The sequence below is a fragment of the Microbacterium hydrocarbonoxydans genome (assembly GCF_900105205.1).
GTDB lineage: Bacteria > Actinomycetota > Actinomycetes > Actinomycetales > Microbacteriaceae > Microbacterium > Microbacterium hydrocarbonoxydans.
On the sequence record NZ_FNSQ01000005.1, the window covers coordinates 361,659 to 384,252 of the forward strand.

16 protein-coding genes are annotated in these 22,594 nt (G+C 68.7%); 7 read left to right on the forward strand and 9 right to left on the reverse strand.

Annotated elements, in window-relative coordinates:
- Positions 1-57 precede the first annotated feature (57 nt).
- Both BLW44_RS02020 and BLW44_RS02025 read right to left on the reverse strand, forming a co-directional pair.
- Positions 58-1,350, reverse strand: a complete 1,293-nt coding sequence (locus BLW44_RS02020; protein WP_245647466.1) for a sensor histidine kinase — start codon at positions 1,348-1,350, stop codon at positions 58-60.
- A gap of 16 nt (positions 1,351-1,366) precedes the next feature.
- A complete protein-coding gene (locus BLW44_RS02025; RefSeq protein ID WP_060928128.1) occupies positions 1,367-2,044 on the reverse strand; it encodes a response regulator transcription factor in 678 nt (225 codons plus the stop codon).
- A gap of 378 nt (positions 2,045-2,422) precedes the next feature.
- Here BLW44_RS02025 and BLW44_RS02030 point away from each other — a divergent pair, with 378 nt between their 5' ends.
- Positions 2,423-2,902, forward strand: a complete 480-nt coding sequence (locus BLW44_RS02030; protein WP_139305219.1) for a hypothetical protein — start codon at positions 2,423-2,425, stop codon at positions 2,900-2,902.
- A gap of 14 nt (positions 2,903-2,916) precedes the next feature.
- Here BLW44_RS02030 and BLW44_RS02035 read toward each other — a convergent pair whose 3' ends face one another.
- The 3 genes from BLW44_RS02035 to BLW44_RS02045 form a co-directional block, all read right to left on the reverse strand.
- Positions 2,917-3,123 carry a CDGSH iron-sulfur domain-containing protein gene (locus BLW44_RS02035; RefSeq protein ID WP_060928130.1) on the reverse strand — a complete coding sequence of 69 codons (207 nt, stop codon included), beginning with the start codon at positions 3,121-3,123 and terminating at the stop codon, positions 2,917-2,919.
- Positions 3,120-4,160: an iron-containing redox enzyme family protein gene (locus BLW44_RS02040; protein ID WP_060928126.1), complete on the reverse strand. Its 1,041-nt coding sequence runs from the start codon at positions 4,158-4,160 to the stop codon at positions 3,120-3,122. Before BLW44_RS02040 ends, BLW44_RS02035 begins: the two co-directional genes overlap by 4 nt.
- Positions 4,161-4,294: 134 nt before the next feature.
- Positions 4,295-4,744, reverse strand: coding sequence for a carboxymuconolactone decarboxylase family protein (locus BLW44_RS02045; RefSeq protein ID WP_060928125.1), 450 nt, complete (start codon positions 4,742-4,744; stop codon positions 4,295-4,297).
- Positions 4,745-4,841: 97 nt separating this feature from the next.
- On the opposite strand from BLW44_RS02045, the gene BLW44_RS02050 reads away from it, so the two are divergent.
- Entirely contained in the window at positions 4,842-5,021 is a 180-nt protein-coding gene (locus BLW44_RS02050) for a hypothetical protein (RefSeq protein WP_060928124.1), read from the forward strand.
- Positions 5,022-5,040: 19 nt separating this feature from the next.
- On the opposite strand, the gene BLW44_RS02055 is transcribed toward BLW44_RS02050, so the two are convergent.
- The 4 genes from BLW44_RS02055 to sigJ form a co-directional block, all read right to left on the reverse strand.
- Positions 5,041-6,426, reverse strand: coding sequence for an LLM class flavin-dependent oxidoreductase (locus tag BLW44_RS02055; RefSeq protein WP_060928123.1), 1,386 nt, complete (start codon positions 6,424-6,426; stop codon positions 5,041-5,043).
- A gap of 86 nt (positions 6,427-6,512) precedes the next feature.
- Positions 6,513-7,241, reverse strand: coding sequence for a nicotinamide riboside transporter PnuC (gene pnuC / locus BLW44_RS02060; protein WP_060928122.1), 729 nt, complete (start codon positions 7,239-7,241; stop codon positions 6,513-6,515).
- A complete protein-coding gene (locus tag BLW44_RS02065; RefSeq protein WP_060928121.1) occupies positions 7,238-7,765 on the reverse strand; it encodes a GNAT family N-acetyltransferase in 528 nt (175 codons plus the stop codon). Before BLW44_RS02065 ends, pnuC begins: the two co-directional genes overlap by 4 nt.
- A gap of 239 nt (positions 7,766-8,004) precedes the next feature.
- Positions 8,005-8,928 (reverse strand): RNA polymerase sigma factor SigJ, encoded by a 924-nt coding sequence (gene sigJ / locus BLW44_RS02070; RefSeq protein ID WP_060928120.1) that lies wholly within the window; start codon positions 8,926-8,928, stop codon positions 8,005-8,007.
- A 135-nt stretch (positions 8,929-9,063) separates the two neighbouring features.
- Here sigJ and BLW44_RS02075 point away from each other — a divergent pair, with 135 nt between their 5' ends.
- The 5 genes from BLW44_RS02075 (at position 9,064) to BLW44_RS02095 (ending at position 22,545) form a co-directional block, all read left to right on the forward strand.
- Positions 9,064-9,810, forward strand: a complete 747-nt coding sequence (locus tag BLW44_RS02075) for an SDR family oxidoreductase (RefSeq protein ID WP_060928119.1) — start codon at positions 9,064-9,066, stop codon at positions 9,808-9,810.
- A gap of 734 nt (positions 9,811-10,544) precedes the next feature.
- Positions 10,545-16,088, forward strand: a complete 5,544-nt coding sequence (locus BLW44_RS02080; protein WP_060928118.1) for a DUF11 domain-containing protein — start codon at positions 10,545-10,547, stop codon at positions 16,086-16,088.
- Between the two features lie 304 nt (positions 16,089-16,392).
- The gene (locus BLW44_RS02085; protein WP_060928117.1) at positions 16,393-17,913 is read left to right on the forward strand and encodes a SpaH/EbpB family LPXTG-anchored major pilin; all 1,521 of its coding nucleotides are present in this window, start codon (positions 16,393-16,395) and stop codon (positions 17,911-17,913) included.
- A gap of 86 nt (positions 17,914-17,999) precedes the next feature.
- Entirely contained in the window at positions 18,000-19,025 is a 1,026-nt protein-coding gene (locus BLW44_RS02090; RefSeq protein WP_074731535.1) for a class C sortase, read from the forward strand.
- Between the two features lie 79 nt (positions 19,026-19,104).
- The gene (locus BLW44_RS02095) at positions 19,105-22,545 is read left to right on the forward strand and encodes a SpaA isopeptide-forming pilin-related protein (protein ID WP_060928116.1); all 3,441 of its coding nucleotides are present in this window, start codon (positions 19,105-19,107) and stop codon (positions 22,543-22,545) included.
- Positions 22,546-22,594 lie beyond the last annotated feature (49 nt).

Genomic DNA, 22,594 nt, shown 5'->3' on the forward strand with positions numbered 1-22,594 from the left:
TGCTCTCGCGAGGGTGCTGAAGCCACCCTGAAGCCTCCTGAAGCGCGCTTCAGGAAGTCAGGATGCGAGGGGCAGGGTCACCACGAACCGGGCGCCGCCCCAGCGGGAGACGTCGACCGACGCCGTGCCTCCGCTCGCGGCGGCGATGCCCTGCACGATCGCGAGACCCAGGCCGCTGCCCCCGGCATCCCTGCTGCGCGCCTCGTCGAGTCGCACGAAGCGCTCGAAGATCCGGTCCCGCTCGTCGTCCGGTACGCCGGAGCCGTCGTCCTCGACGGTCACGAACACCCACGAGCCCTCGGGGATGACGCTGATCGCCACGCGTCCGGCGGCGTGCCGGACGGCATTGTCGGCGAGGTTGCGCGCCAACTGCCCCAGGAGTCGCGGATCGCCCTCGACCCTGGCTGCGCGGATGCCGGAACCGTCGACATCGACACCCCGCGCACGCAGTCGGCGCACCTCGCCCAGCGCGAGGTCGTCGAGATCGACCGGCTCCTGGTGGGCGCCGCCGCCCTCGTCCAGACGGGCGAGCAGCAGCAGGGACTCGACGATGCCCTGCAGCCGCAGCCCCTCCTCGGACACGACCTCGGCCAGCTCGCCGATGCTCGTCGTCGCCGGATGCGCCTGCGCGAGCTCCGCGTGCTGGCGGATCGTCGCCAGCGGCGATCGCAACTCGTGTGATGCGTCGGACACGAATCGGCGCTGCGCCGTGGCCGACGAGTCCAATCGATCGAGCATCCGATTCATCGTGCTCGCCAGCGCCGCGATCTCGTCCGCCGAGGCGGGCACCTCCACGCGTCGGTGCAGGCGCTCGGCCGAGATGCCATCGACCTCCTGGCGGATGCGCGTGACCGGTCGCAACGCGCGGCCGACGACGAGCCAGGTCGTGATGGCGACGAGCAGCAGCAGCAGAGGTACCGCGACGGCGAGCAGCACTGCGACGGTCGACAGCGTCTCGGCATCGTCGTCGACGGGAACGGCGAGGACGAGCGTCTCGTCGTTGTCCAGGTCGTCGGAGACGACCAGGTGCGCATGGCCGTCGATCGACAGCGTGCGCGGGTGGTCCGCCACGGGCAGCGACGCCGATCCGAGGTCGTCACGGGCATCCTCGCTGGCCGCTCGGACGGTCCCATCTCGGCCGATGATCTGCACGATCTCGTCTTCGAGGGAGTCGACGCCACGTCCGCCGGGGCCGTCGAGACGCCCGGCGAGCTCGTCGAGGCGCTGTTCCGCGGCGCGCTCGGTGCTGTCATGGATGCTGGAGCTCAGGATGCCGTAGAACGAGACCGCGCCGATGAGCAGCGCGATCGCGACCACGAGGGTCGCGCCGAGCGTGGTCCTCGCACGCACCGACCTCCACGGGCGACTAGCCACCATCGGCCGCCAATCGGTAGCCGGCACCGCGGATCGTCTCGATCGCCTCACGTCCGAACGGCTTGTCGAGCTTGCGTCGGAGGTGCCCCACGTAGACCTCGACGATGTTCGGATCGCCGTCGAAGTCGTCATCCCACACGCCGTCGATCAGCGCGCGCTTGGAGAGCACCTGTCCGCGATGCCGCATCAGATGCTCGAGCACGGCGAACTCGCGGGCCGTCAGCGTCACGGCCGTTTCACCGCGCCAGACCTTGTGCGACGCCGGGTCGAGCCGCAGGTCGCCCGCCTCGAGGATCGAGGGCCGCGCGACAGCGCCCCGCCGCACGAGGGCGCGGATGCGGGCGACGAGGATCGCGAACGAGAACGGCTTCGTCACGTAGTCGTCGGCCCCGGTCTCGAGTGCCTCGACCTGATCCCATTCGCCGTCCTTGGCGGTCAGCATGAGCACCGGCGTCCAGTTCTCCTCGGCGCGCAGCGCCTCGCACACCTTCCATCCGCTCATCCCTGGCATCATCAGGTCGAGGACGATCGCGTCGTACCGCGTCTCTCGCGCGCGCCAGAGCCCGTCGACGCCATTGTGAGCGACGTCGACGGCGAAGCCCTCGGCCTCGAGTCCTCGGCGTACGGCGTCGGCCAGGCGCACCTCGTCGTCAACCACCAGGATCCGCATTCCTCCAGTGTGGCGGGCGCACGCTGAATCCGCGCTGAAGCGGGGTGTGCGCGCTCGGTGTCGCATCGTCCTCGCCCTGCATCCTCACCCCTGCCCCCTGCCCCGCGCGCGATCCTCGTTCCCTGCCCGCAGCCTGCGAAGGAGATCTCTCGCTACGAAGGAGCGGTTGGGGTGAGGCGTCTTTGCGAGCGAGAGATCTCCTTCGCACGAGGTGAGCTGTGGGACGTGACCTGCGCCGAGTGAGCTGCAGGACGGGACCTGCGCCGCGTGAGCTCCGCCGCGACTGTTGGCACGACCCCCTGCTTGTGGTTGCATGAGCACATGACCGGAATCCGGGGGGACGGGTCGAGAGGTGCGCGTCTGCTTCTCGTCCTCGCCATGACCACAGTGCTCGCGGGCTGCAGCCTGGCGAGCCCCGCACCGCTCGGAGCGCCGCCCGCCGCGACCCCGACGCCGACTCCCACAGCGGCGTGTCCCCAGATCGAGGGGGTCGATCTGCCACCCGACTGCGCGCCGTACGACCCTGACAAGGCGATGGCCGAGAACGACCGATACCGCGACCGGATGGACCTGCCGGACGAGATCCGGGATGCCGCCGAGGACGCCGCCGTGTCGGTGCGGACCGCCCTCGAGACGATGCGCACGGCGGGCGACGTCTCGGTGGACGCGGTCGAGGACGCGATCAGCGGCACGGGGCTCGCCGGCATCCAGACCCAGGGCGATGCGCGATCCGTCGCGTTCGGCGTCGCCGCACCGGAGGGCGGGTGCATCTTCGGCGAGGTGTCGGCCGAGCAGCTCACCGTCGAGGTCGGCGGCTACATCATGGACGGCGGATGCCTGCCCGCAGAGGGGCACTGACCCGCACGAACCGGTCAGGCGTCGGTGCGGAACCCCGCAGCCTTGTGGGTCCCGTCACAGAACGGCTTGATGGTCGAGAGGCCGCATCGGCAGAGCGCCACCGTGCGGCGCTTCACCTCGATCGGCTCACCGTCCGACGACTCGAGCACGGCGGCACCCCGCACCAGCAGCGGCCCGTCGGGGTAGGCGGTGATGGTGACAGGCTCCTCGGCCCTGCTCATCGGTCGTCCCTCGGCCGGAGCGACGATTCGCCGCGCATCCATGAGTCGAGCATGTGGCCTGCTGCCCATCCGTCGACGGTGAGGCAGGCGGATGCTCCGAACATGATGTCGGCCAGCAGCTCGGGGTGATCCTCCGCCAGGCCCCCGGCGAGGTCCCTCGCCGCGATCTGCTCGTGCACGGCATCCGCTTCGACGTGCTCGTCGAAGTAGTCGGTGACGTCGTCCGCGAATCCGAGCCGCCGCAGGCCGTCGCCGTAGAGCCGGTTGGGGATCGACGAGGTCATCTCGAACGCGGCGAGGTGACCGACGATCGCGCCGACGAGGCGTCGATTGAGACCGAACATCGACATCGTGTTGAGCGAAGCGAGCGTGATGGCGGGCACGTCGTCGACGTAGGCACCGTACGTGTCGTCGAGCCCGGCGCCGCGCATCGCCCGAGCGAAGATCGTCGCGTGCACGCGGTCGGGCCGGCCCCCGCCGTACTCGTCGGACTGGATCTCCACGAGCGCCGCCTTCGCCCGCCCGTGCAGGCGCGGGATGGCCCAGGAGTGCGGGTCGGCCTCACGCAGCGTGTAGATCGAGCGCTGCATGAAGAACTCCTGCATCTGCTCGGCGGTCGCCTTCTTCGCGACGTAGCGCGACAGGCTCGGGCCGGTGTCGGCCTCGGCGAGGGCGAACAGGGCGCGTCCCACCGCGTCGACCGTCGGCTCGGGAAGAGCAGGCTGCGGCACGGTCGCCCGCAGAGCCCGTTCGAACGCATGCTCGAGCAGCCCGCGGGTCGTGATGAGCGCCGCATCCCACTCCAGAGCGGGATCGAGGCCCGGAAGCGAGCCGTACGACGAGGCGTAGAGCACGAAGAGCGCGAGCTGGATGTCGTCGTCGCGCACGATGTCGTCGGTGGTCGCGAGCGCGGTCTCGGCCTGAGCGCCGAGGTCGTCGGCGTCGCCGGCGGTCAGCCGCCGCAGGATCGCATCGCTGAGCGGGCCGCGGGCGGTGACGCCGTGGAGGGTGGACGGTGTGAGCGATGGCGCGGACATGGACGTGCTCCCAAGGGTCGGATGCTCGAAGTCTCGTCGCGGATCCCCCGTCCGGGAAGGGACTTGACGCCGGTGCATCGAGTGCGGAAGGGCGGATGCCGCGGCATCCGCTCTTCTCGCGTCCCCAGCGGGCGTCAGGGGTGCACGGGGTAGTGGCTGCTGATCGCGATGCGGTTCCAGCTGTTGATGACCACCGCGAGCCAGGTGACCGCCGCGATCTGCTTCTCGGTCAGCACGCCGTCGATGTCGACTCCACGATCCGCGAGGCGGCCGTGGTCGCCGATCATCGTCACGCGCTCGGCGATCTGCAGGGCCGCCTGCTCCTCGGGCGAGAAGTACTGCGATTCCCACCAGCCCGCGAGCACGGCCAGCCGGTCCGCCGTCTCTCCGGCCTTGACCGCATCCGCGCTGTGCATCCGCAGGCAGAATGCGCAGCCGTTGAGCTGAGATGCCCGCACCTTGACCAGCTCGACGAGCAGCGGCGAGAGGCCGGCATCCGTCCCCGCCTCCGCGGCTCTGCCGGCGAAGTCCAACATCGCCTGGTACGGGGCTGCGTAGATCTTGCCGATGTTCACGTGCGACACGTCGTCTCCTTCACTGGTGGGCGCCGATTGCGCTTCATCAGTACTGACGCCGCAGCCTCCGGATCTGTGACGTCGCCGCGCCGCCTAGGCTGGGACCATGAACAAGAACTCGCTCTGGACCATCGTCGGCGTCGTCCTCGCCGTGGTGATCGCCTGGTGGATCGTCAGCGCGCTGTTCTCGATCCTGTGGTTCATCGCGAAGCTCGCGATCGTGCTCGTCGTCGCGGTCGTGGTGTTCCTCGTGCTGCGCGGGATGTTCAGCTCGAAGGCCGACTGACGCTCGCCCCCGTACTCGCTCAGCCGACGGACACCTTCGCCCCGACTCGGTACCGCGCCGCGCGATGGGTGTCCTGCACCCGGTCGCCCTTGCCCTGCAGCTTGTGGCGCAGGGTCCCCGGCGTGTACTCCTCGGGGTAGACGCCGCGCTCGCGCAGCACCGGGATGACGTGCTCGATCACGTCCTGCCAGGTACCGGGCGTCACCGCGTATGCGAGGTTGAACCCGTCGATGTCGGTCTCGTCGACCCAGGACTGCAGCTCGTCGGCGATCTCGACGCCCGACCCGACGACCGTCGGACCGAGGCCCCCGATCGCGTTGTGGCGGCCGAAGTCGCCGACGGTCCACTCCCGACCGAGGTCGGCCTCCTCCTTGAGGTGCTGGAGCACCGACTGGATGGCGTTCGACTCGACATTGCCGACCGGCTCGTCCTCGGCGTACTGCGACAGGTCCACACCCATCCAGCCCGACATGAAGGTCAGTGCGCCCTCGGGGCTCGCGTAGGAGAGGTACTCGGCGTGCTTCGCCGCGGCATCCTCGCTCGTTGCGCCCGTGATCACGGTGAGCAGGGTGTAGATCTTGGCGTCGTAGCGGTCGCGTCCGGCATCCTCGAGGGCGTCCCGGATGCGCTTCACGGTGCCGGCGAGCACCTCCTTCGAGGGAGCGGCGACGAAGATCGCCTCGGCGTTCTCCGACGCGAAGCGCACGCCGCGGGGGCTGGCTCCCGCCTGATAGATGACCGGGGTGCGCTGCGGTGACGGCTCGGAGATGTGGATGCCGGGAACGCTGAAGTGCGTGCCCTCGTGACCGATCGGATGCACCTTCGACGGGTCGGTGAAGATGCCGCGCTCGCGGTCCTCGACCACGGCGTCGTCCTCCCACGACCCCTCCCACAGCTTGTAGAGCACCTCGACGTACTCGTCGGCATGGTCGTAGCGGTCGTCGTGGGCGAGCTGATCGGTCTGACCCATGTTGCGGGCGGCGCTGGGCAGGTAGCCGGTCACCACGTTCCACCCGATGCGCCCCTGGGTCAGGTGGTCGAGGGTGCTCAGCCGCCGCGCGAACGGATACGGATGCTCGAAGGCCGTACCGGCGGTGATGCCGAAACCGAGGTGCTCGGTGACGGCGGCCATCGCGCTGACCAGCAGGATGGGGTCGTTCACCGGCACCTGCGCGCCGTTGCGGATGGCGGCCTCGTTGGTGCCGCCGTAGACGTCGTACGTGCCGAGCACGTCGGCGATGAAGATGCCGTCGAACGTCGCGCTCTCGAGCAGCTTCGCGAGATCGGTCCAGTACGAGATGGTGTTGTACTGGCGTGAGCGATCGTCGGGATGCCGCCACAGCCCGGACGACTGGTGGGCGACGCAGTTCATGTCGAAGGCGTTGAAGCGGATCTGTCGGGTCATGGCGTCTAGCAAACCCGCCGATCGACGGTCCGACCACCCCGGCGACACGCGCCGACACATTCCGGGATGCTCGGGCACCCGGCGCGTCAGTCCCGGTCGTCGACCGTCTTCGTCGTCGAGGTGATGGGCCGCGGGTCCGGCATGATCGTGTCGACCTGCGGTTTGGCGTTCGCCTGCGCGCGGCACCACACGACGAAGCCCACCGCCGTGAAGACGCCGTAGAACACGTACATCAGGCCCGTCGCGTAGAACCCCGAGCTGAACAGCAGCGGCACGCCGACCACGTCGACGGCGATCCAGATGAGCCAGAACTCCGTCCAGCCCTTCGCCATGCCGTACGTGGCGAGCAGCGATCCGACGAACGTCCACGCGTCGGCCCACACCGGCTCCCACGAGCCGAGCGCGCGGAACAGCGGAGTCAGCGCGATCGTGCCGATGACCATCACCAGCACCAGACCGATGCGGGCGCTGTTCGGCGCCCACCGCGGTGTCACGCGTCCGCCGTCGGCTGCGGCCTGGCGCCAGCGCACCCAGCCGTAGATCGCGACGATGATGAACATCACCTGGCGGCCCGCCTGGCCGAGCAGATGAGGGAGCTCGTGATCCGGATTGAGGATCGACCCGAGGAACACGGTCAGGAGCAGGAGATTGCCGACGATGCCGACGGGCCACGCCCAGATCTTGCGCTGCATGCCGCCGAGGGCGCTGGCGAGGCCGAACGCATTGCCCACGACCTCGCGGACGAGCAGGACCTGCCCGCCGGGCAGCATCCACTGCGAGTTGAAGGCGTCCGCCAGCCAGAGCAGCAGGTTCATCGGATGTCGTCCGGGAACGGGCGTTCGTCGAGCACGAGCTGCAGGAAGGTGAGGTCGAGCCAGCGGTCGAACTTGGCGCCGACCTGCGGCATCCGTCCGACCTGCAGGAAGTCGAGGCGCTTGTGCATGATGATCGAGCCCGTGTTGCTGCTCTCGACCGCGGCGACCATGACGTGCTTGCCGAGGCTGCGCGCCCGGTGGATGAGTTCGAGCATGAGTGCCTTTCCGATGCCGCGTCCGCGCTCGCCGTCGCGCACGTAGACCGAGTGCTCGACGGTATGCCGGTACCCGCTGTGCGGGCGCCAGTCGCCGAAGGTCGCGTAGCCGAGCACGCCGGATCCATCGACGGCGACGAGCACCGGGTAACCCTGCGCGGTTCGGGCGGCGAACCAGGCGGTGCGGTCGGCGAGGTCGACGGCATCCTCGTTCCAGATCGCCGTGGTGTGCAGCACGGCGTCGTTGTAGATGGCCGTGATCGCCTCGAGGTCGGCGGTCTCGGCATCGCGGATCTGGGGCTCGCTCATCGGATCTCCTGCGTCTGCGCTCGGGTGCGCACTGGACGACGGTAGCAGGATGCTGCGCCGTGCCTCTCGTGCACCGTCATCGGCCTGCCTCGGGGATTGCCGCGGGGTCATTTGCGCACCCGAATCCGCCTGGGGCGGTGCGTTAGTGACCCCGCACCGAGGCGAATCGTCCGGATGGATGCGTCAGTGACCCCGCGCCGAGGTGGAAGCCCCGCTCGGTCAGCAGTTGCGCCCGGCCTTCAGCCCGCCTGCCACTGCGTGAGCTTGGCGGGATTGAGGACGATCCACACGCGGCTGACCATGCCAGCGTCGACCCGCAAGTTCATCACCGCGACGACGGCACCGTGCTCGCGGAAGACGAACCCGAGGCCGTCGCCGAAGCGCTGCTCGTGCATGGTCATCTCCGGTCGCTTGGCGGCGACGCCGAACAGGAAACGGGCCACGTTGTCCTGGCCGCTCACGACGTTCAGCGCCGCCCTGACCACTCCGCCGCCGTCGCTGCGCAGCTCGACATCCGGCGCGAGGAACCGCATGAGCGCCGCGACCTCGCCCGTGCGGGCCGCATCCTGGAACGCCCGCACCACACGGTCGTGCTCCGCGCGGGGCACGACCGTGGCCCGATTCTCGCGGACGTGACGACGAGCGGATGCCGCCAGCTGCCGCACCGCCGCCGACGATCGGCCGACGGCCTCGGCGATCTCGTCGAACGGCACGGCGAAGACGTCGTGCAGCACGAAGGCCACACGCTCCGCAGGGGTCATGGCCTCGAGCACGACCAGGAGCGCAGTCGAGACCTCGTCGTCGAGCGTGACGCGGTCGAGCGGGTCCTCCCCACCTGACGTCGGAGACACCGTCGACACCGGCGATCCGAGCGCGCCGGCGAACGTGCCCACGGGCACCGGCTCCGGCAACCACTGCCCGATGTAGTGCTCGCGGCGACGACGAGCCGAACCCAGCAGATCGAGGGCGACGCGACCGGCGACCGTCGTGAGCCACCCCGCCGGGTTGGCGATCGCCTCGCGCTCCGCATCCTCGAGGCGATACCAGCGCAGATAGGTCTCCTGCACCACGTCCTCGGCGTCGGCGAGCGTGCCCGTCATCCGGTAGCCGAGTGCGAGAAGCCGTCGCCGCTCTCGGAAGACGTCGTCGAGGTCGTCGTCCATGGGGTCCTCCCATGCGTGGGGAGCGGATGCCTTCGCAGGATATGACGACGCTGGCACGTCGGATGTGAGGACCTCACATCGGCGGACGCTGCCTCGTCATCTCTGAGACGGTAGGCACAGGCAGAAAGGGAGTCCATGAGGATCGCAGTCGCAGGAGGAACAGGGGTCGTCGGCAGACATGTCGTCGAGGCGGCGGAGTCTGCGGGGCACGATGCGGTCGTGCTCTCCCGTGCCCGGGGTGTCGACGTCCTCACGGGTTCGGGCCTCGAACAGGCCCTCGCTGGAGCGGAAGCGGTGATCGACGTCACGAACACGACGACCCTGTCTGCGGCGAAGGCCACCCGGTTCTTCGAGACGGCGACCGCCACGCTCCTCGCCGCCGAGCGGCGCGCCGGTGTCGGTCACCATGTGGCGCTGTCGATCGTCGGCATCGACGCGATCGACGCCTCGTACTACGCCGGCAAACTGGCGCAGGAGCGCGCAGTGGCCGCCGGGGCTGTGCCGTTCACGATCGCGCGCGCTGGCCAGTTCCACGAGTTCGCCGGACAGCTCCTGGCCGGTATGGCGTGCCCGGTGGCAGTGATGCCGAAGATGCTCACGAGGCCGGTCGCCGCGCGGGAGGTCGGCGCGCACCTCGTCCGCGTCGCCGAGGGCGGTGCCGTCGCCCGCGCCCGAGACCTGGTGGGTCCCCGTGATGAGGTGCTCGTCGATCTGGCCCGCCGCCAGCTCGCGTTCGAGGGCAGTCGCCGACGCGTGCTCGGGGTGAGGCTGCCCGGTGCATACGGGCGCGGGCTCGCCTCGGGGTCGCTGCGAGGAGGGCCGGAAGCCGCGCACGGCGAGGTCACGTTCGACGAGTGGTTGCGCGCCGCCGACCACGGGTAGTCGCGCGTCCGGTGGGGTCGCATGCCGTCCCGGCACACGACCCCGCCCTGCCCGACCCCAGACGGGCAGCGGAGGGAGCGCTCACCCCCGCGAGCGCTCACCGGAGAGACTCCTGCCGACGGTGTTCATGACGCGATTCGCTGCGATCGGCCGGGAGCGAGGGAGGAATCCTCTTGTATACGCGCAGACTCGGGAGTAGCCTGCGAAAAACGTGTATCCGTCCCAGACCCTGTCGGACACGTCCGAGGACGGACGGATGCGATCATGCTCGACGACGAGTGTTTTCTCACGGAAGCGGTGCTGCGGGAGCACGCGCCGTGCACGGCGCGTGCTGTCCGTCGCGGATCGATCGATCGACGCGACCACGTCGCTGCGGTCCCGAGTTCACTGCGGCGCGCGCCGCTGAGGTCCGACGCTTCCAGTCCCCAGGCTAGAAGCAGGGCGTCCGTCTCCCCGGACGGACGCAGGCGTGCGGTGCGCGGCACCGAGCCATCTCCCCAGGATGACGCTCGCACATCGCAGGTCGGAAGCCCTTACCTCTCGGTGGGATAGGTCGGGACGTAAGGTTACGTGGGGCATTGTCATAACTGGGAGTCACCTGTCAGCTCGATGGAGCAGGCGGCCACCCGTGATGAGGGGGAGCTGTGAACAGGACCGAGGACAAAGATGTTCGCCGGAACGCACGACCGTGGAGCGACCGACTCCGCTCGTTGACGGCGGGGATAGCTGCGAGCGTGCTGCTCACCAGCAGTCTCGTCGCTGCCGGTTTCGCGTTCCCGACGGCGGCCCAGGCGGCACCGGGTGATCCGTTCAGCGCTGCGTCCCCCGTCGTCTTCATCGCGCAGGGCACGCCATCGCAGTTGCAGCGGGCCGAGACGACCGGTACGGGAGAGTTCGCGTTCACCCCGGAAGGGGCGCCGGGTCCGGTCAGTTACAACGCGATCGGCTACCGCCCCGCCGACGGCTACCTCTACGGGATGGTGAATGGTGGCGCGACGGCCGCTCTACCGCTCGGATCGCTCGTTCGAGTGGGTCAGGGTGGTGTGGTCACCCGAGTCGGCACTCAGATCTACACCCACCCCGCCACGGGTTCCACTCGGTTCTTCGCCGGTGCCTTCAACCCGGCCAACGGCCTGTACTACATCTCGGACTCGGCACCGAACACGACGGTCCGCGCGGTCAACGCCACCACCGGGGCGATCGTCCAGACCTTCACCATGAACTTTCCGCCCGACGTCCAGGACTTCACGTTCGCGAACGGCTACGCCTGGGGTGCGACCGCCACCGGCGGCATCCGCCGATTCGATTTCGCGGCCGGCACGTACACCACGTATCCGGCGATCATCCCGCCCGGAGCCAACGGCTTCGGAGGTGCATGGACGTTCGGCAACGGCAATCTCGGCTTCTCCAACAACCTGACCGGTGACGTCAGCCAAGTCCAGGTGACGAACCCCACCGCAGCGATCCCGACCTTCCGGGTGGTCTCCGTCGTGCCTGGCCCGCCGTCCGCCGTCAATGACGGCACCGCGATCCCCGGCCTTCCGGCAGACCTCGCGATCGTCAAGACGGGGCCGGCGACGTATGAGCCCGGTGGCCGCATCAGCTACTCCGTGACCGTCACGAACAACGGTGCGGGGACATCGAGCGGATGGACCGTGAGCGACACCCTTCCGGCCGGTCTGAGCAATCCCTCGGTGGCGGGCGACGTCTCCTCGACCATCGTCGGCAGCACGGTCACGGCCAGCGGCGGCCGGCTCGACCCCGGCGAGGCCGTCACCTTCACGATCGAGGCCGACACGAGCGCGACCCCCGGTGCCTGTATCGCGAACACCGCATCGGTCCTCGGCAACGAGGCCGACCCGGTCGCCGGCAACAACCAGTCGACGACGACGGCCTGCGATCTGCAGCTCAGCGTCACCAAGACGTCTGATGCGACCGCCGACACCAGGGCCGGCGACGTGGTCACCTACACCGTGACGGCCACCAACACGGGCGCGGGCGCCTACACCGCCGCCGACCCGGCGGTGGTCGTCGACGACCTCACCGGCGTCCTCGACGACGCGACCTACAACGGCGACGTCGCCGCGAGCGCACCCGGTGATCTGGCTTACGCCCAGCCGCTGCTCTCGTGGGCGGGGGCGTTGGCGCCAGGGGCGACCGTGACCCTCACCTACTCCGTCACTGTGGGCAGCGGCGGGGACGGCGTCGCCCGCAACGTCGCGTGGCAGCCGAACGATCCGGAAGACCCGGTCACCCCGGCCTGCGACCCGGCCGTCGGGGGAGTGGATGCCGTGACCGGCGAGCCCTGCGCGGTGGAGCAGTACGTGCTCCCCCGTCTGACGATCGACAAGTCGGCCGACCGCTCGGACCTGCCGGCCGTCGGCGACACCGTCACCTACACCGTGACCGTCACGAACCCGGGCCCCGGCGCCTACACCGCTGCGGCGCCGGCCACGGCGACAGACGATCTGTCGGCGGTGCTGGATGACGCGACCTTCGTCGACGCATCGCTCTCGGCGTCGACCGGAACCGCATCGCGTGCGGGCGACACGGTGTCATGGTCCGGCGCCCTGGCGCCCGGCGCATCCGCGACGATCACCTACTCGGTGACGTACACGGGCGACGGCGATCAGATCCTCCGCAACTCCGCGTGCGTCCCGGCCGGTGAGACCCTCCCGGGTACGCCGAGCTGCGACATCGTGCGGATCCCGGGCGCCGCGCTCACGCAGTGGAAGTCGGCGACGCCGTCATCCGATCCGGTGGTCGCGGGCTCGACCATCACCTACACGCTCTACTTCGACAACGACGGACAGACGGCAGCGACGATCGACGCGGTCGACGACCTGACGTTCGTCCTCGACGACGCGACCGTCACGACCGAGCCGAGCTCGCCGGACGGGCTCACCGCGGTGCGTACCGGAGCCGAGATCAGCATCACGGGCTCGGTACCGGTGGGGGAGACGTACACGGTCGTGTACACCGTGACCGTGCTGCCGGACGACGAGCGTGCCGACAGCGTCGCGACGAACTTCCTGCTCGCCCCCGGCGAGGATCCTCCGGCGGACGGCGAATGCACGCCGGTCGACGCGCAGGAGCCGAACTGCACCTCGACCCCCATCACCGGCGTCAGCTACTCGAAGGCGGTGGTGGCATCCGACACCCCGGCCCGCACGGGCACCGAGCTGACCTACACGATCACCGTCACCAACACCGGCGCCACTGTCGTCGACGTGCTGCGGGACGACGACCTGAGCGGCGTTCTCGATGACGCGACCCTGGCGGATGCACCGGCATCCGACACCCCGTCGGTGACGGTCGCAGGACCGACCGGCGACATCATCAGCCTCGGAGGCACGCTCGCTCCCGGCGCGGTCGCGACGATCACCTACTCGGTGACGGTGAATGCGCTGGGCGACCGTGGCGACAACCGGGCCACGAACTTCCTCGTGCCCCCCGGCACTCCTCCCGGCGCCGTCTGCGACCCCGCTACCGAGCAGTGCACGAGCACTCCGATCCAGGCGTACACGGTCGCGAAGAGCGTCGACGTCGCCTCGACCACCCCTGGCGGCGTGGTGACCTACACGGTCGTCGTGACCAATGCCGGTGAGGTCGACTACACGGCCGCGGATCCCGCGTCCTTCACCGACGATCTGTCCGGTGTGCTGGATGACGCCGTCTACAACGGCGACATCACCGCCGGCGGAACCGTGGTCGGAGACACGTTGACCTGGTCGGGTCCCCTGGCGGTCGGAGCGACCACGACGGTGACGTACTCGGTCACGGTCGACGACCCGCCGGCCGGCGACTCTGTGCTCGACAACGCCGTCGTCCCGACGGCACCAGGGGGCGAGTGCGACCCCGCAGCCGTCTGCGTGACGGAGACCCCGATCGCCTCGTTCACGCTGACCAAGGACGTCGATGTCACCTCGGCGATGCCCGGTGACACAGTGACGTACACCGTCACCGTCACGAACACGGGACAGTCGCCGTTCACCACGGCCGCACCGGCATCCTTCGAGGACGACCTCGCCGGAGTGCTCGACGACGCCGCCTACAACGGCGATGTCTCCGCCGGCGGCTCCGTGACCGGATCGGTACTCACCTGGTCGGGCGCGCTCGCCGTGGGTGCCTCGGCGACGGTGACCTACTCGGTGACCGTGAACGACCCGATCACCGGCGACCAGGACCTTGCGAACGTCGTCACCCCGACGGCACCGGGAGGCAGCTGCGCGATCGCGGCCGACTGCGTCACGAACACGCCCGTCGCCTCCTACACAGTCGCCAAGGAGGCGAGCGCGGCCTCCGCGCTGCCCGGTGACACGGTGACCTACACCGTCACCGTCACTAACACCGGCGACGTCGACTACACGGGCGCAGACCCGGCATCCTTCACCGATGACCTCTCCGGCGTCCTCGACGACGCGGTCTACAACGATGATGTGAGCGCGGGCGGCACCGTGAGCGGCACCACGCTCACGTGGTCGGGTGCGCTGGCTGCGGGCGACTCGGTGACGGTGACCTACTCGGTGACCGTCGACGACCCGATCACCGGCGACTTCTCGCTGCTGAACGTGGTCGCCCCGACGGGGCCCGGCGGCAGCTGCGACGACGTCTGCACGACGACGACCCCGCTCGGATCCTTCCGCATCGTGAAGGAGACCGAGTCCACCACGGTCGTCCCCGGTGACGTCGTGACCTACACGATCACCGTGACCAACGTCGGCGATGCGGCGTACACGGCGGCCGATCCCGCCTCGTTCACCGACGACCTGTCGGCCGTGCTCGACGATGCGACCTACAACGGTGACGCGACCTCGACCACCGGCACTGGCGTCGCGTACGCCGCTCCCGTGCTGTCGTGGTCGGGCGAGCTCGCCGTCGGCGCGGTGGTGACCGTCACCTACTCCGTGACGGTGAACAGTCCGGCGACCGGCGACGCCAGCCTGTCGAACACTGTGGTGACGCCTCCGGGCTCGGGCGGCAACTGCGAGCCCGGATCGACCGACCCTGCCTGCATCGCCAATGTCCCGGCGGCGGCGTTCACGATCGAGAAGACCGCCGAACCGGCGGTGGCACAGCCCGGTGACGTGGTCACCTACACGGTGACGGTCACGAACACCGGCGGCCTGCCCTACACGGACGCCGATCCTGCCGCCTTCACAGACGACCTCTCGCGGGTGCTCGACGACTCGTCGTACAACGACGACGTGTCTGTGGGTGGCGATGTCACCGGCGACACGCTGACCTGGTCGGGTCCGCTCGAGGTCGGTGAGACGCTCCAGGTCACCTATTCGGTCACGGTCGACGACCCGGTGGACGGCGACTTCCTGCTCCGCAATGTCGTCGCGCCGGCCGCCCCGGGCGGCGAGTGCGTGCCCGACTCCTGCATCACCGAGACGCCGGTGGCGTCGTACCAGGTGCAGAAGCAGGTCGACGTCCCCGATGCGAATGTCGGCGACGTCGTGACGTACACGGTCACGGTGACCAACACCGGGCGGGTTCCCTACACCGATGCGTTCCCGGCGCTGTTCGACGATGACCTCTCGGGTGTCCTCGACGACGCGACGTACAACGACGACGCCAGCGGCGGCGCGTTCGTCGCCGGTGACCTCATGTCGTGGACAGGTGCAGTCGCCATCGGATCGACGGCGACCGTCACGTACTCGGTGACCGTGAACGATCCACTCACGGGCGACGGACTCCTGCGCAACGCGGTGACCGCCTCGGGGCCGGGAGGCTCCTGTGACGAGGCTGCGGACTGCATCACCGAGACTCCGATCGCGACCTACCGCGTCGAGAAGGACGTCTCGACCACGCGAGCGTGGGTCGGAGACAGGGTCACCTTCACGATCACGGTGACGAACACGGGAGAGGTGCCGTACACCGATGCCAGCCCGGCGTCGTTCACCGACGATCTGAGCTCGGCGCTCGCTGTCGGACGGTACAACGGCGATGCCAGCAGCGGAGCGACCTACAGTGCTCCGTCCCTCAGCTGGGAGGGTGCGCTCGACGTCGGTGCCACCGTGAAGGTCACCTACTCGGTCACGGTCACCGAGCCGGGCGAGATCCTGAACGTGGTGGTCACACCACCCGGGTCCGGTGCGAACTGCTCGACCGGGTCCGGCGATCCCGACTGTCGGACGCTCACGACGATCTCTCCGGCCGGCCTGGCCGTCACCGGAGGGACCGTGTGGACGGCCGCCGGACTCGGAGGAATCGCGATGCTGGCACTGGGACTGATCCTGGCGCGCCGTCGCCGCGGAGCACTGCACGACTGAGGTGCCGTGTGAGAAGAGCGGCTGAGTTCTCCTCGGGGAGATGAGGTCGACTCAGCCGCTCACGGGCACCTCCCCAGGTGCCCGGTGGCGAGTGCACAGATGCACCCGCACATACCAAGACACCGCGCGGCCGAAATCATGACGCGGATGTCGAACCAGAATGTTGCGTGCCCCTGAGAAAGAAACTTGGGCCTATCGCGTCACGATCCGCTGATCCCGGTATCCGGTAGGGAGAAGGGGATCACTGTGCGTACCGCTGGTGGCCCGAAGACGGCCATAGGGCCATCAGGGACGGAGAGTTCAGGTGTCTGAACACAACAACACGCGCCGTGCGTTGTCGCTTCTGGGAGCGACCGCACTCGGCCTGGGGGCGATGCTCAGCGCGGGCGCTGCTGCACACGCAGCTCCTCAGGATTTCGGGAACATCGATCCGGACCGCACCGGTTCGCTGACAGTGCACAAGTATCTGCACCAGGACGGTGCCGTCGAGGGTGACATCAGCGAGGCGCCGGCGCCCGGTGACTTCACCGATCCGGTCGCGGACGTCGTCTTCACGGCGTACCCGCTGCTGCAGAACGGCACGCCGCTCGACCTCAACGTGGCGTCGAGCTGGGATGGCCTGAACGCCATCACTCCCGGCGCCGCATGCACGGCACCCGCCGGCTACACGCTGGGCGCTCCGGTTGCGCTGCCCGCGACGGATGCCGAGGGTATGGCCACGGTCGCGCTGCCGGTCGGCGCGTACCAGGTGTGCGAGACCTCGGCTCCGGCGCAGATCGTCGACCGGGCGATCCCGTTCATCCTCACGGTGCCGATGCCGTACCAGAGCGGATGGGTGTATGACGTGCACGCCTACCCGAAGAACGGCGAGGGCGTGATCGAGAAGACGATCGACCCCCAGCAGGACACGGGTCTGGGTTCGGTCATCCGATTCCCGGTGACCGTGCCGGTGCCGACGATGCAGCAGGAGTGGACCGGCTTCGCCATCCGCGACACGCTGGATGACCGACTGGAGCCTGTCGCAGCGGCCGATGTCGTGGTCACCGCAGACGGTACTGCTCTCGACCCCGCGCTGTACACGGTGGAGGTCGTCGGCCAGCAGGTGACGATGAACTTCACCGCAGCCGGTATCGCCTGGCTCAACGAGGGTCCCAACGACCACGTCGGCACTGAGATCCAGGTCGTCTTCGCCGGAACCGTGGTCAGCGTCGGCAACGGCACGATCACCAACCAGGCCGAGCTGTGGCCGAACAACCCGGGCTTCGACCCGGCTGTCCAGCCGCCGCTGCCCTCCAACGAGGTCAAGACCTACTGGGGCAGCCTCGAGGTGCAGAAGCGCGTCGCAGGGACCACCGGCACGCAGGGCACCCTGAACGGTGCCGTGTTCGAGGTGTACAACGCCGTCGACCCGTACGCGGCCGACTGCTCTGCGGCTGAGCCCACCGGTGCACCGGTCGTCGTCAACGGCGAGACAGAGTTCACCTCTGCGGGCACCGGTCTCATCACGGTTCCCGGCCTGTTCGTGAGCGACAGCGTGAACCCGGTGATCGACGCCCAGCAGCGCTGCTACTTGCTCAAGGAGACGGTCGCACCGGCCGGGTTCGTCCTGCCTGCCGACCCGTTCACTGCGGTCGCCGTGCAGATCGGCGCAACGACGCCGGCGGACAACGTCGAGATCGAGAACACGCAGCAGACCGTTCCGGCTCTGCCGATGACGGGTGCTGCAGGGCAGATCGCCCTCATCACCGCAGGCATCGGCGCGCTGAGCCTGGCCGTCGGACTGCTTCTGGTGAAGCACCGTCGTCGCGTCGAGGCGACGAACTAAGAGCACCACCCTGTACCGGACGGATGCGCAGGCACCCGTCCGGTACAGGCCATCGACCATGCGTAGATCCGGGGAGGAACGACGCGATGCTCATGCGTGAAGAAGAGGTGGCGCCGCCAACGGCCGTCGAGACCGGTGAGGGTGCCGTGACGAGTGCGTCGGGACGCCGGTGGAAGCCGGGCCTGCTCACGATCGCCATCGCCGTGCTGGGCCTCGGAGGCCTCGGCGCCGGCGTGTATCCGATGACGGCCGCCTGGGTGACGTCGTTCAACCAGTCGCAGGTCATCGAGAACTATGGAGCGGAGATCGAGAACGTGCACCCCGGTGCACGTGAGCAGCTCCGCGACGCGCGCGACTACAACGACGCCCTGAGCGCCGGCGCAGTGGTGCTCGGCGAGAACGCCAACCTCCCGGTCGGAGAGGGCACGCTCTCCGACGAGTCGCTCGACTACGACACGATCCTCAACGCGAACGCCGAGGGCTTGATGGCCCGCGTGAAGATCCCCAGCATCGACGTCGACCTGCCCGTGTTCCACGGGACCAGCGACGCGGTGCTCACTCGGGGCGCAGGACATCTGGAGGGCTCGCATCTGCCGATCGGCGGAGAGGGCACGCGGTCGGTCATCACGGCGCACCGCGGCCTCGCGAACGCGACGATGTTCACGAACCTCGATCAGGTGAAGACCGACGATCTGATCATCGTCGAGGTCTTCGGCGAAGTGCTCGCGTATCGGGTCCGCGACATCCAGGTCATCGAACCTCAGGCCAACGGCACGATCCGCCCGGAGGTGGGCGAAGACCTCCTCACGTTGATCACCTGCACGCCGCTGGGCATCAACACTCATCGCATCGTCGTCACCGCTGAACGCGTGACCCCGGTGCCCGACGCCGAGGCATCCGCAGCCGGTAAGCCGCCGACCATCCCGGGGTTCCCGTGGTGGGCCGTGCTCGGCGGCGGCGGACTGCTGCTCATCGGCGGCTACGTCGTCAGGCAGGGCTTCCAGGATGCTCGCGCATCCGCTGCTCGGCCGCTGTCCGCACAGGCGGACTCCACAGATCTGAACACACCCCACGGTGACGCCACCGAGGGGCTAGGGGGAAGCAATGAATAGCGATCACCGTTCGACACCGGTGACAGGTGGGCGCAAGTCGATCCGTCACGCTGAGAGACGCGCTCGGATCAGAGCCTGGATGCGCAGGGCGGGCTCCGCGTTGCTCGCGGTCGCCGCCGTGGGCGGCGGGACGCTCGTGCCCGCTGTCGCCGCGCAGGCAGCGACCGTGTATGAGATCGAGGGCGAGTGGCAGGCGCCGGTACCCACAGAGGTCACCTACGGTGACCCGCTCGTCTCGGTGTGGCGCTTCAACATCAATGACGACAGCCCGGCGCCGACCAACGAGCCCGTCGACAACGTCACCTTGACCTTCACGGTGCAGAACGCCAGGTTCACCACTGTGCCTGACGTCTGTCTCGCGACCGGAGTCACGCCGGTGTCCTCGATCTCGGCGGACGGCACGACGCTGGTGTGCAATGTCGGGACCCGCGACCAGGGCACCGCAGAGCTGATGCTCACGGGGCTCGAGGCGCGAGGGGATTCGGGTACCGCCGTCAGCATCACGGGCTCGCTCGGCGCCGTGCAGGCTGCACTTCCCGAGATTCCGATCGTGAACGAGTTCGCGATGGACATGAAGTTCGACGGAGGGAAGCCCGACAACACGCAGGCGGGTGCGCGTCAGCAGATGGCGTTCCCGTGGGCGCTGCGTCATGCGTCGGGTTCGACGCCCGGCCCGAACACGGTCAGCTACAACCTCACCTTCTCGACGACCGGCGGCGAGACTGTGACGCCGCAAGTGGCGGGGTGCACCGAGCAGAGCATCAAGCAAGCGGGGTATCCGTACTCCGGAACAGGACATGCGGCGAACGAGACCGCGCCATTTCCTGCCACGTGCACGCTGGTATCAACCGGCACGAATCGGATGCGGCTGACTCTCACAGGAATCGACTACTCCAAGACGGTGCTGCCGTCGCAGGACTCCGGGGGTGGGGAGCTGGAACCCGGGTGGGATGTCGTCGCCGCAGGCCTGGTGAACATCCAGTTCACCTACATCAACCGCACGACAGTGACCGTCGTGTCTAGCGCCCCCGTGTACACGTCGACTGTCGGTGAGACCTCGGCCGATGCTGCTGCCAACAACACCAATGCGCTCGCGGCTACACGGGGCGATTGGACCGGCGGGTGGGCGCTCGGTTCGCTGAATCCTCCCCAGCCGGGTTCGACCTGGACTGATACCTATCGTGCGATGGCCGGTGGCCCCGCCCGACAGACTGCGGGCGTTCGGACACCGAACGTGGGCGCGACGCAGAGCACTCAGATCTGCAGCATCGTCGACTCCCGTTACGTCAACGTGGTCGACGCGAAGATGGGGACCGTGACCGACGGTGTCGTCGCACCGTACGCGGGAATCACGTACTGGTACTACACCGGGACGGGCGTCAGCAATAACATGAACCCCACGCACGCGAACTACGACCCGAACACGTTCGTCTGCGATGGAAGCACCGGGTGGACGACTGTCAAGCCCGCCGACATGAGCACCGTCCGTGCGGTGAAGGCGATCGTCTCTCCCGCCGCGGGTGCCGCCATCGGCGAGAGCATCGCCCGCCTCTACGTCGACTCGACGGTCAAGCCGACTGTCGCAGTGGGCCAGGACATCTGGACCTGGACGTCATACAGCGTCAACGGCGGAACGAGCTGGTTCAACCTGAACAGGTCACTGAACGCAGCGGATGTGCCTGCCAACGGCACGGTGACACCGGACTCCCGCTACCCGTACACGTCTGGCGGGCGTGATGTTCTGCGTATCATCGCGGCCACTCCCGCCATCACGAAGTCCGTGGACCAGCGCGAGACGATTCCTGGGGCGACGGTCACGTACACGCTGACGTATCGGGCGAACGCAGCACTGAGTGCGACGGTTCCGTCGGTCGCGGTGAGCGATGTGCTCCCGGCGGGAATGCAGTACGTCGCCGGCAGCGCATCGGTCGCACCGACGAGCATCTCGGGTCAGACCCTCAACTGGACGTTCGCGAACGTTCAGACGAACACCGACTACGTGATCACGCTGAGTGCCAGGATCCCCGCCGACGCGGATCCCGGAGACGTGTACGAGAACACGGCGACCACCACGGTCGCCGGGGTGACAGCCACGGCCACCGCCGAGACCAAGATCCGCGACGGCGGCTACACGATGCTGACGAAGACGGCCGCCGAGGCGAAGGTCCCGCACGTTCAGGGTGTCGCCTCGGACTCGTGGACGGTGCGGATCTCGTCGCAGGACACGAGGACCCAGACCTTCACCGATGTCGTGGACGTGCTGCCGTACAACGGCGACGGTCGCGGGACTGACTTCTCGGGCAGTTACGCCCTGAGCGGTCCGGTGACCGCGGTCGCCGGCGCGAAGGTGTACTACACGACTGCGGCCCCGGCCACGCTCGTCGACGACCCGGCCGACGCATCCAACGGAGCGGCGGGCTCGATCACCGGCAACACCGTGGGCTGGTCGACGACGTTCACCGCGAACGCGACCGGCGTGCGCGTCATCGGGCCGGCCCTGGCGCCGTCCAGCGCCCAGGAGTTCGTCATCCCGGTCGTCACGAGCGGTGCCACGTTCGAAGACGTCTACGTGAACCGCGCTGAGGCGCGATCCGACCGCACCGAGCTGGTGATGCGCACCTCGAGCCGCTTCGAGATCGGTGCCGTGAACTCGGTCGCCCTCAAGAAGTACGTGCAGGATGCCGACGGTGAGTGGCACGACGCGAATGACATCGACGACTTCCCGCAGATGCATACCGGTGACACCGTCACCTATCGACTGGTCGTCACCAACACCGGTGACCAGACGCTGCACGACCTCGTGATCACCGACGACAAGGTCGACCTGGCATCCCTCGACCCGCTTCCTGCGGGACTCGAGCCCGGTGCCATCATCGCTGAGCTCCTGCCCGGCGCCGAGAACGCCGTCACGATCGAGTACCAGGTGCCGCTCACGGCGATGCCCGACGGCGGTCAGCTCGTGAACACGGCCTGCGTCGTGCCGGAGGACACCACGCCGCCGGCGCCGGGCGAGCCTGCGCCGGTCGAGGAGTCGTGCGACCCCGCCGGAATCACGGTTCTGCCGTCGAGCCTGACCTGGGAGAAGATCGCTGAAGGCTCCGAGGTGCCTCTGGCGGGCTCCGAGTGGCAGCTCACACCGGTCGATGCGAACGATGCGCCCACGGGCGCGGCAATCGATGTCGTCGACTGCGTGGCCGCGAACGCGACCGGATGCACGGGACGCGATATCGCGCCGGAAGCGGGTGTGCTGACCGTGAATCCGCTGACGGACGGTCGCTACCGCCTGGTCGAGACGAAGGCGCCCGCGGGCTACCAGCTCGACCCGACGCCGCACTACATCGACGTCGTGGGCGAGACGACGTTCGAGGATCCGATCGAGAACGTCCAGTCCGAGGTGCCCACCATCCCGCTCACGGGGGGGATGGGAAGCGACCTCTTCTGGATCACGGCGGGAGCGCTGGCGACAGCGGCGATCGGCGGTCTGCTGTGGCAGCGCCGCCGGCGTAGAACGCGCGACTAGCGAGACCCGGCATAGCCCGGTCGATGCGCTCTCTCGCGTCGGCCGGGCC

Coding starts and splice junctions, on each gene's coding strand:
- BLW44_RS02095 (WP_060928116.1), top strand. CDS start 19,105: ATGCGCAGGGCGGGCTCCGCGTTGCTCGCGGTCGCCGCCGTGGGCGGC.
- BLW44_RS02065 (WP_060928121.1), bottom strand. CDS start 7,765: ATGAGCGAGCCCCAGATCCGCGATGCCGAGACCGCCGACCTCGAGGCG.
- pnuC (WP_060928122.1), bottom strand. CDS start 7,241: ATGAACCTGCTGCTCTGGCTGGCGGACGCCTTCAACTCGCAGTGGATG.
- BLW44_RS02035 (WP_060928130.1), bottom strand. CDS start 3,123: ATGAGCAGGGCCGAGGAGCCTGTCACCATCACCGCCTACCCCGACGGG.
- BLW44_RS02050 (WP_060928124.1), top strand. CDS start 4,842: ATGAACAAGAACTCGCTCTGGACCATCGTCGGCGTCGTCCTCGCCGTG.
- BLW44_RS02090 (WP_074731535.1), top strand. CDS start 18,000: ATGCTCATGCGTGAAGAAGAGGTGGCGCCGCCAACGGCCGTCGAGACC.
- BLW44_RS02040 (WP_060928126.1), bottom strand. CDS start 4,160: ATGTCCGCGCCATCGCTCACACCGTCCACCCTCCACGGCGTCACCGCC.
- BLW44_RS02030 (WP_139305219.1), top strand. CDS start 2,423: ATGACCACAGTGCTCGCGGGCTGCAGCCTGGCGAGCCCCGCACCGCTC.
- BLW44_RS02055 (WP_060928123.1), bottom strand. CDS start 6,426: ATGACCCGACAGATCCGCTTCAACGCCTTCGACATGAACTGCGTCGCC.
- sigJ (WP_060928120.1), bottom strand. CDS start 8,928: ATGGACGACGACCTCGACGACGTCTTCCGAGAGCGGCGACGGCTTCTC.
- BLW44_RS02075 (WP_060928119.1), top strand. CDS start 9,064: ATGAGGATCGCAGTCGCAGGAGGAACAGGGGTCGTCGGCAGACATGTC.
- BLW44_RS02025 (WP_060928128.1), bottom strand. CDS start 2,044: ATGCGGATCCTGGTGGTTGACGACGAGGTGCGCCTGGCCGACGCCGTA.